This window comes from Undibacterium sp. JH2W, assembly GCF_049340425.1.
GTDB lineage: Bacteria > Pseudomonadota > Gammaproteobacteria > Burkholderiales > Burkholderiaceae_D > Undibacterium.
In genome coordinates, this window is sequence record NZ_JBMPOT010000014.1 from 163,342 (window position 1) to 172,651 (window position 9,310).

The 9,310-nt window shown below is 48.1% G+C and carries 6 protein-coding genes; 1 reads left to right on the plus strand and 5 read right to left on the minus strand.

Annotation, left to right across the window (positions count from 1 at the left end; translation table 11 throughout):
- Positions 1-12 precede the first annotated feature (12 nt).
- From ACO0LC_RS21340 to ACO0LC_RS21360, 5 genes are all read right to left on the minus strand, one after another.
- Positions 13-1,011 carry a hypothetical protein gene (locus tag ACO0LC_RS21340; RefSeq protein ID WP_423006856.1) on the minus strand — a complete coding sequence of 333 codons (999 nt, stop codon included), beginning with the start codon at positions 1,009-1,011 and terminating at the stop codon, positions 13-15.
- A gap of 11 nt (positions 1,012-1,022) precedes the next feature.
- Positions 1,023-2,546 (minus strand): MBOAT family O-acyltransferase, encoded by a 1,524-nt coding sequence (locus tag ACO0LC_RS21345; RefSeq protein WP_423006858.1) that lies wholly within the window; start codon positions 2,544-2,546, stop codon positions 1,023-1,025.
- A 35-nt stretch (positions 2,547-2,581) separates the two neighbouring features.
- Positions 2,582-3,388, minus strand: coding sequence for a Crp/Fnr family transcriptional regulator (locus ACO0LC_RS21350; RefSeq protein WP_423006860.1), 807 nt, complete (start codon positions 3,386-3,388; stop codon positions 2,582-2,584).
- Positions 3,389-3,683: 295 nt separating this feature from the next.
- On the minus strand, positions 3,684-4,928 hold the full coding sequence (locus tag ACO0LC_RS21355) for a tetratricopeptide repeat protein (protein ID WP_423006862.1): 1,245 nt from the start codon (positions 4,926-4,928) through the stop codon (positions 3,684-3,686).
- Positions 4,925-6,814: a CHASE2 domain-containing protein gene (locus ACO0LC_RS21360; protein WP_423006864.1), complete on the minus strand. Its 1,890-nt coding sequence runs from the start codon at positions 6,812-6,814 to the stop codon at positions 4,925-4,927. Before ACO0LC_RS21360 ends, ACO0LC_RS21355 begins: the two co-directional genes overlap by 4 nt.
- 436 nt (positions 6,815-7,250) lie before the next feature.
- Between ACO0LC_RS21360 and ACO0LC_RS21365 the strand changes: the two genes are divergently transcribed.
- Complete coding sequence (locus ACO0LC_RS21365; RefSeq protein WP_423006866.1) at positions 7,251-8,627, plus strand: FecR family protein; 1,377 nt, start codon at positions 7,251-7,253, stop codon at positions 8,625-8,627.
- Positions 8,628-9,310: the final 683 nt, after the last annotated feature.

Here is a 9,310-nt window from a genome sequence, read left to right on the forward strand (position 1 = left end):
ACAAGAGCTGATTTAGTCAGCTTTTGTCAGCTTACCCTCATGCCCGCAACTGATATTTGCTTGGGATTGCAAGAGCTTGATCAGTCTGGCGGTATGTTCTTTCCTGGCCCAGTCTTGCAGGTGATGGTCGGTATCGAAAAACCAGGCGTCCGGATACATGAAATCCTGGGGTTTTCCCAGGTATGTTATCCCCAGCTTGTTGAGTCGCTGCGGCAAGCCTGCATAAAAAACCTGGTCTTCCGCATCGCTATCGTATTTGGCATGATGCAGTAAAACCGTAGGTACGGCGATCAGGCAGATATGCTGGTCTTTAGCCCAGTGCGCATAGTCTTCCATGAGTTTCCAGCCACCGGTTTCGGTCGCAGCCCTGTGCCCGTAGTCCCAGGCTTTGGCGGCCTTGACGGCGGCAATGTCTCCAGCGCTGCGTTCGGCCGGACTGGAATGGGTCTGGTCACCTCTGGCATCCAGGTGGTGGGCACCGTAGGTGCCGCTGGTGACCGGGCTATCGGGTAAATGCCGCAGGCCTTGCAGCCAGCGATCTGCCCCCAGGCCTGCTGCAAACTTCAACTGCTTAAGGCGAGACAGGCTGCGCCAGTAATCAAGATCCCTGGCCATGACATAGTCGATGACTTGCGCATTGGCTTTGCCTTCGTCGAGGTAGAGTGCATATTCCATGGGCATGAAGATGGTGTCACCGGGACGGGCGACACGACGCGACACGTCCAGAATATAAGGCAGTCCCAGGCCGGCATTGACCGCCAGATTGATGACGGGCTTGTGCCAGAAATTTTCCAGCATGCCAGAGTCCAGGCCGAACATGGCATTGGAACCGGCGACGATAAGTACACGAGGTGTTTTGATCTCTTGTGCAGCATGTATTTTCAATTGATAAGCATCGTAGACCCAGCGTGAACTGCTGGTTGCCACACCAAGCTGATATTTGATGCCTATTATCCACAGTATGCTGAGTGCCAGGAAACTGCCTATTGTGGCGAGCAAGAATTTTTTCATATTCTGCTCACTTAAAAATTGAAGTATAAAAATTCTGTGGCTGGCCTGAGCGCCATCCATTTCAGTGCAAACCACAGGCCTGCGCCGGCCATGAGGCCGAGCACCATCTGTCTGCGTTCACTGAGGGGTGGAATGGCGACATTGGGGAGTGGATCATAAGCCAGCAATTCTGTCGTATTAGGCAAGCACCAAACGACGAGCATGCCTATGCCTATCCACAGCCAGCCTGCATCTGCGGAGGTGCTTAGCAGGGATTCAGCCACGTGCGCGATATTTTGCCATTGTAGAGCTGGCAAGTTAGTCCCTGTCATTGGGTGCAGCAAGGCGCTATACATATGTGTTGCGCTAGTCATATCCGGGGCTCTGAACAACACCCAGGCGAAAGCAACCAGCAGGAAGGTGAAGGCGATACTGATTATCTTGGGCAGCTTGTGCCAAAGTCTGCGGATCACTGTGCTGCCTTGTAAAACATGCTGCCAGAAATGATTGATCAACAGCATGCTGCCATGCAGGGCTCCCCATAAAAAAAAGTTCCACCCTGCACCATGCCATATGCCGGCGAGCAGCATCGTCAGCCACAGATTGCGATAGCGTTTGAATTGACCCTGGCGATTTCCACCCAGAGGGATATATAAGTAATCGCGCAAGAAGCTGGAGAGTGTCATATGCCAGCGCCGCCAAAAATCGATGATGGATACTGCCTTGTAAGGCGATAAAAAATTGATGGGCAATTTAAAACCAAACATCAGGGCCAGTCCGATTGCCATATCGGAATAAGCAGAAAAATCAAAATACAATTGCAGGGTATATGCCAGCATGGCTTGCCAGGCAACTTCCCCCCCTGGTGTTGCTTGTCTGGCTAATTCAAATACCGGGCTGGCATAGCGCGCCATGCTGTCCGCCAGTATGGTCTTTTTAAATAAACCCAGCGCCAGAAATGTCAGGCCAGTGATCAAGGCTTCTTTTTGCTTAAAAAGGGGATTGTCATCTGGCCTGGTTTGCGCGATCAAGGGCTTGTGATGGACGATGGGGCCAGCGATCAGTTGCGGGAAAAAAGACACAAAAAACAGGTAATCGAGCGCATTATGTCTGCGCACATCACCACGCCTGCAATCCACCAGGTAAGCGATTTTCTGGAAAGTGACAAAGGAGATGGCCAGCGGTAAAACAATAGGGTCTATGGGAGGGGCGGCATGAAACACCGCGAACAGATTGGCCAGCAAGAAGTAAGTGTATTTAAATCCACCCAGCATCAGCAGATTAAAGCCTATGCCTGCTTTTAACCAATGGCTGGCCAGTTTATCTTTATGTTCTTGTTTCGCATGCAGGATGCGGCCACCCAGCCAGAAATTGATGCTGATGGAACTTAGCAAGACGACCAGGTAACGTATATCCCAAACTGCATAAAACATCAATGAAGCCAGGGCCAGCCAGGCCAGGGCCAGTCTTAAGCCGAATTTTTTCTGGCATAACCACCATATTGCCAGCGTGACGGGCAGGAAGAGAAACAGGAAGCCAAAAGAATTAAATAGCATAATGAGGTAGTGGGCCCAGTATCAGGCGAGCTGATTCAGGTGGCGCCCAAGGCCAGTTTTTCCAATTCGTCAGGCTTACGGATGATAAGCCTGTGCAAGTCTTTTTCTACGATGCCTTGCTGGGCCAGATGCAAGAGGGCACGGGTGACGGTTTCCCGGCTGGTATTGATCATCATGGCGATATCCTGATGGGTGGGCAGGTTTTCTATCACCTCCAGGTTCCCCGGCATGATTTTCTTGAACAAGGCAATGAAGGCATAAATGCGTCTGGAGGTATTGCTGATACTGAGCAAGGCGCGGAATTCAGAATCGCGCTGTATTTTTTCTGCCAGATGGCGCAGCATCATATTTGCCATGGCAGGCGAGTGGGCAAACAAATGCAGGGCCGTGGCACTAGGTAAAAAACCTACCAGTACATTGCTCAGGGCGACGACGGAGGCAGAGCGTGGCGTACCATTGATGATGGCGATTTCACCAAAAAAATCCCCTTCCTTGAGCATGCGTAATCCGATGGCACGGCCATCTTCTGTAACGTTCACCACTTGCAACTGCCCGGACAGCAAAAACAGCAGGCTGTCACCGATGCCACCTTTTTGCAATACCACGTCACGCTTGTTGAAGTGACGTACGCGCATATCCGCCTTGACCTTGGCCATGTCTTCATCGCTGAGCCCCATCAACAAGGGGATATTGCGTAAATTGACAGTGATCTGGTTAACTTTGACCTGTACCTTGGTCTGTATCGGTATATTTAGTTGCAATTGTCCAGGCGAAGTCTCTTGCGACTCCGCATTGGGTGCTTTGTTATGAATAACAGCGACTTCATTATTTGATACTGTCATTGGTCAATCCAATTTTGAAGACTGGCCTGTGGGCTGGTATGCGCAATAGCGGGTCATTCGTTCTCAATTTTTTCCTGTGTCATGCTGAATGATAGATAAAGACAGCCAGCCAGAAACGCCAATCACAGACATGAATGTCATTTGTTTGAGTGATATTCATGTTCAGATTCGTCTATTTTACTGGTCTCCCGGTGTTTTCATCCCATTTGCTGCATTTCTTGCTGCATGACTATGCCTGAAATGTTCCACTGTTGTTGGTAGCGCAGGAGCCGGGTCGCAGGTTTTCATCATTCCCTTAGAAATTTTGCCACTGCCAGTTTAGTTGTACGGTTTTGCCATTGTATTGAAGGATGGATATATTTTCTCTGTTATTTGTCATGCGGAATTCTAGCTGTATGGCCTGATTGTTAGTGACATACCAGTTGAGCGCCGCTTTTAATGTCTGTATCTCCTGGCGTCTTGCCACATCGATTAAGTTAGGTGAGTAAATCGCCGCACTTCGCCATAATTGCTGGGTCCAGCCCAGTTCCAGCTCAGTTTGCTGTAATAACTGGCGTCGCACATTCAGATTGGCATAGTAGCCTTCACGATGACCGCCCTGCCTATCAGCGTGAGCCCGGTCAGCCAGATAGGCAAGACCGCCCTGGAGCATGAATTTTTCTGCTTCGTAGCTTGCCAGGCTGCGCAATTCCCAGGTGTGACCATCAAAATTGGCCAGAGTTGGGTATTGTACGTTGGTATAGGCGGCAATCGTGCTGAAGCGCCATGGGCTGGATGGGTTTATCGCTGGCGTCAGGCGCAATTGTGCTATTTCCTGTTTCTGATACAGCTTGCCGCCCAACGTCAGGGCACTGGCCATGGCTGTGCCCTTGAGACCAAAATCACGCCATTTCCAGGGATGTTCTATGCCGAGAGCAAGGGCCATGGTGTTATACGATGTCAGGGTATCGTAGCTGCGTACGCGTAATTGTGTGAAACCTTGTGTCCCTTCTCTGCTGAGATCTTTGGACATATTTACTGCGATGGCGGCATAACGATCAGCTTTTGGTTGGTACTCTGGCAATAACACTATTTCTTGTTGTGTTGCGCCACTCCCCAGCATAAAGTTGGGATTGCTTGCACCCTGGTTGACATTGGTGTCGTAACCGACTTCCAGCGACACGGAAATATGTTTTTCTGGTGGCTTGATATGGCATTCCTTAGGCTGTAACAGATCCAGTTTATGTATCTGATCTTCAGACAAGGGCAGGCTTTGTTTCATCTTTGCAAACAGACGATCAGCCTCTGCCTTGTTCCCAAGTTCACATTGCAGCATGGCCAATTCCAGCCAGGCACCTGCATGCTGGGGGATTTTTTCTATTAAATTGGCGAGCATGGCCTTGGCCTCATCATGGCGCTTTTCGCTGATAGCTTTCAAGGCCCCCATGTACAGGTTTTCGCTATCGATTTGCTCTGCAGATGTTTCAGCGCGGACATGCGCAAATGATGCCAGTAACAGCAACAAAGGCAGAAAGCGCAAATGCTTGCGTTCTATCTTCATGCACTGACCTCAACTGTGTAAATTGTGGTCGGTTTTTCCTTGCCTTTAAGTAAGCGCTCACCTAACGGCTCGAAGGTGTGTCTATTGGAGCTTTCAACTGTGCCTTTCCCTATGATGATGTCGTGGGAAAAGTGACGGGCAGCATCTTCCAGACGCGAAGCGGTATTCACACTATCGCCAACGGCAGTGTAGATGCTGCGGAAGGAGCTGCCAAAGTCTCCGGCAATGGCAAGACCGCTTTCTATTCCAATTCTGACTCTAATCTTTTTTCTCCCTTGTTGCTCATATTGGCTACTTAATTTTCTAACATTCCTGACTATTTCTATGGCCGCATCGACTGCCAGATCTGCATGGTTTTCTACTGGCAGAGGGGCGCCCCAAAATGCCACCAGGCCGTCGCCGGTATATTTATCCAGTGTTCCCCCCTTTGCCAGTACTGGTGCGGTCAGGCATTCCAGAAATTCCCGTGTCAAACTGGCGGCTTCTTCCATAGGCAGGTTTTCAACCTGGCTGGTATAACCTTCCATATCTGCAATCAAGGTCGTCACATGCAATTGGCGCGGTGCCAGTGGATCTTTCAAATCACTGCGCAGTAATTCCTGTACTACGGCTTTGGCGACATATTGTTGCAGGGTTCCCAAGAGCCTGCGTGATTTACGCTGCGCTGCCTGCCAGCCAAATGGTACCGCCACAGCCAATAAAAAGAAGTTCGATATCAAAGGGCTGACAGGTGAGAACCACATATCGTGATCGACTACCAGATAAGCCAGGCCCAGCCAAATTACTGAAGCGGCCCCTAGCATCAGGGTATTCGACAGGGCTGAAAAACGGGGGAACATAAATACTGCCATACCCGCAGTGAATGCAGAAAATAACAAGGCAATCCAGCGCCCCGGCCATTTAATATAGTGCTGCCCTTCCTGCTCATCGAGCATCGTGCTTAAGGCTTGTGCATGCACCAGAAATCCGCTGGTGGAAAAAAGCAGTGGTGTTGGTACACGATCAGCCAGACTCAAAGACGAAGAACCAATAATTATATATTTGCCTTGCAGTGATTCCAGTGGTGTTTCCCCTTGCAACACGCTGAGTGCCGGAACGACTTCATACGAGGTCAGAGTGCGCTTGTAATCTACCCGCGCAAAACCGTTTTCATCCACGTCTGAAAAGCGGCTCGTGTCCGGATAGACCTTATCTGTCTTTTTTTCTGAGCAGCATTGCTGCAATACCCGCGATAAGGCATCGTAAACCTTATTGTCAAAGCGCGTCTGAGCCGGAATCCGGCGTAAAGTTCCATCTCTATCAGGCACAAAGCCGATATTTCCTATATATTTTGCTGCATTCAGGCCGGCGTGATTGGCAATAAATCCTGTTGCCTTTGCCATATGGGCGAGAGCCGCTTCGCTAAAAGCGCTGGCCGGGGTACCACCTGTCAATTGACCATTGCGGGCAGGAGTGAGTTTGTTTTTATGAAAATCAAAAGCTTGTGCCAATACCACAGGCCCATGGGTCGCCAGCATTGCCAGTCTTTGATCGCCTATGGTGTCTTGTTGCTTTTCAAAATAAATATCCAGAGCGACGCCGCGAACATTGAACTCAACAATCAGTTTCTCTATCAAATCAGCAATTCGCTCCCTGGGCCAGGGTGTGGCACCTAGTACGGAAATACTGTGATCATCAATATCAATCAAGGCTATACGCTCTTCTGGCAAGTCCCTGGCTCTCAATTGGGTATAACGGTCACGCAACCATTCATCGCCCGAGAACAGGCGCTGGTTTTCTGGTAGCCACTGATTGATTGCGCACAAGCAGACCGCGACTGCGGCAATCAACAGCCAAAGATAAGTTTTTGCCGGGGTGCGCAAAAAAATCCCGAGAGCATGCCTCATGATTGCTTATTAGCGTCCGTTGGATTATTCACTGTGCAATGAGGCAAATTGAAAAAGCGTATTGATCAAAATAATTTCGGCTGCATCATAAGCTGAAACATAAAAAAATGTTGGATTTTATACATCTTACTCCGAGATAAATACCCATATTTGGGTTTTGGAGAAGATATTCCCCAGATTATTAACGCAGATGCTTATTTGCTCAGTATGATCCGTTAATGGCGGGCTGTCCTTGCGTATTCATAATAATCCTACTGTTATCAATGGCTTAGCAAAAAAATGTTATAGTAACTGGAATTTGTAAATTGTGACCGTCGTCACAATATTTTTTATTTATCAGTGGATAATGGTAACTGTAAAAATGAGTATTTGCTGAGGTAATGTAGACCTGCAGCTTGAAGGATTGTGCTGATTTATCAGCAGGCAAGGATGAAATATGAAGATAAGAGCAGATAATATGTCGTGGAAGTTTGTCAGGTGGATACTGGTATCCCTACTGGCCTATCCCGCATTGGCTTTTGCAGAAGACGCAGCAAAGGTGACTGCAATCTGGGGAAATGTGCAGATCAATGGCAAAGCTGCCGTGATGGATAGCCTCATTTCTGAGAATACCAGTATCAAGACTGGTGCTGATGGCTATATTTATCTTAAAACCATGGATGATGGCTTGCTCATCGTACGTCCCAATAGTGAGGCGCGCATAGTTAGTTACCATGTGGATAAAAAAGACCCCTCAAATACGCGTATCAAGCTTGAATTGATATCTGGAGTGGCGCGCAGTGTTTCTGGTAGTGCAGTCAAACTGGCCAGGCAAAATTTCCGCTTTAATACTCCGGTTGCTGCCATCGGTGTGCGCGGCACGGATTTCATCGTATCAACCACGCAGGACATGACGCGGGTAGTGGTGCTTGAGGGCGGTGTCGTGGTCAGCGGCTTTGATGGCGCCTGTTCGCCTCAGGGTGGTGGCCCATGTGAAGGCTTGAGTGCAACCGAATTGTTTGCTCGTCAGCAAGGTTTGTTGTTGCAGATCAATAAGGGACAAAGCAAGCCTCAACTCTTGCAGTCAGCACCAGGTATTTCGCCTGATTCGCTGGTTCCTCCAAGGCCCGATGAGCCAGGTAATAAAGTTGTAGGCACCAATAATTCATCCAATGTGCCAGCCGTACCGGATCCCAATCTTGATCCAAACAAGGCGGGCGGTGTGAAGCAGACCCTGGCGTCCAATGGTAATAAGCCGTCAACAAGTATTGATGCCGGAGCAGGAGGCGGTACAGGTACTTCCGGTGGTCAGGCAGTTTTAGTAAACACCATCATCTGGGGGCGTTATTACGAGTTATTTGGACAAAAGGCGGATTTTGATAATAGCAAGCAAAACGATTCCTCCACACGTTTTATGAATACCTATTACGCCGTAAACCAAGCAAAAAATACTGAATGGCAGATACCAACTACGGGTAGTATGGGTTTCGCCCTGAAAGATAGTCAGGCATTAGTGGTTGATAATGTCAAGAGCCTGGAATCGCCAGCGAAACTGGAGAACGGTAAATTGCAGCTGGATTTCGCCAAGGCGACGTTTACTACAGGTTTTGATGTGATCGCTGGCAGTGAAAAATTTGTTTTGCGGGGCGAGGGTTCCGTGACCAGTAACGGTGTCTTGTTTGGTGCGAATCAATATTTGCCCACTGCAAATATGTCTGTGCAAGGGGTGGTCACCGCAGAGAAGGGTGGTACTGCATCCTATATTTTCCAGTCCAAGCTGGATGAAGATGGTAAGCGCATGATATATGGCGTTACTTACTGGAATAAGAAATGATGTGATTTTGGGTGAGTGATAATAGTAATGCGTATGCATAAATTCTGAATGATGCTGTAAGCAATTGTTTATTTCCTTATCGAAGAGGGCTTCTACGGAAGCCCTTTATTTTTTTAAAACTTTACTTCCTGGAAAGAATACAGGCCGGATCTTCAGGCAATGAATACTACTGGTCTCTATGGGGGGGAGTTAGAATTGAAATACTTTAATTGTTATTTAAATATCTGCATAAGAGCCCTCATTTTTGATTGAAGTTAATAAATAATTTAGTAATTTCATGTAACGAAATATTCATTTTGGTTTACTTCAGGGGTCGTCGTATAATTGTAGGTTGGCAAAGTCATATCTAGGCTTTTCATTTGAAAGCTGTTTCTGCAGAACAAATGAAAATTCTTGGAATAGCAAAGCCAAATGTTGTTAAGTATTGCTTTTTTTTGAAAATGTGATTTCGGTCACATCTTCGATTGGGTGCTTCTGCGATTATCTGCTTGCCGTAACGCGAGTAGGTGCCTAAAAAGCAAGCTTCGCACTTTTTAAATCATAAATTAGGAGTTCTCTAAATGGCTAACACAGCTGCTGATATCCAAAAGCTTTACATCGCTTATTTCAACCGTCCAGCGGATCCAAATGGTCTGAATTACTGGGCAGCGCAAAACATGACGATAGGTCAAATTGCTGACTCT